The sequence below is a fragment of the Vreelandella olivaria genome (genome assembly GCF_023507745.1).
Taxonomy (GTDB): domain Bacteria; phylum Pseudomonadota; class Gammaproteobacteria; order Pseudomonadales; family Halomonadaceae; genus Vreelandella; species Vreelandella olivaria_A.
Genome location: NZ_JALPZO010000084.1, coordinates 1 through 583, shown reverse-complemented (window position 1 = coordinate 583; position 583 = coordinate 1). Strand labels below are relative to the sequence as shown.

Annotated in this window: 1 protein-coding gene; it reads right to left on the bottom strand. The window is 60.4% G+C overall.

Going from position 1 to position 583, the window contains the following annotated elements; genetic code table 11:
- Nucleotides 1-583: MBG domain-containing protein (locus tag HP566_RS07115; protein ID WP_249976569.1), on the bottom strand; the 583-nt coding region annotated here is incomplete at both ends.

Below are 583 nucleotides of genomic sequence, written 5' to 3'. Positions count from 1 at the left end.
GCTGCCGCCACTCAGTTGAACGTCTAATACCTCCTGGCCTTCACCATTGACCAGCCCCGCGACGGTGAAGCCATCCACGCTTTGCTCGATGCCGGTGTACGTGGTGGTGCCGCTGTTGGCGGTGACGATAGCAGTGGCTTTATCAATGGTCAGTTCGCCACCGATAAAGGTCAGCAGGTAGTTTTGCGCATCGCCACTGGCGGTATGGGCATAGCGGCCCGCATCGGTGCCGCGTCCGCCATGGGTGGTGATTGCCAGTACCGAGGCATCTTCACCGTTGACCAGCCCCGCGACGGTGAAGCCATCCACGCCTTGCTCGATGCCGGTGTACGTGGTGGTGCCGCTGTTGGCGGTGACGGTAGCAGTGGCTTTATCGATGGTCAGTTCACCATCGATAAAGGTCAGCAGATAGTTCTGGGCATCGCCACTGGCGGTATGAGCATAGTGACCGGCATTGGTGCCGCTGCCGCCACTCAGTTGAACGTCTAATACCTCCTGGCCTTCACCATTGACCAGCCCCGCGACGGTGAAGCCATCCACGCTTTGCTCGGTGCCGGTGTACGTGGTGGTGCCGCTGTTGGCG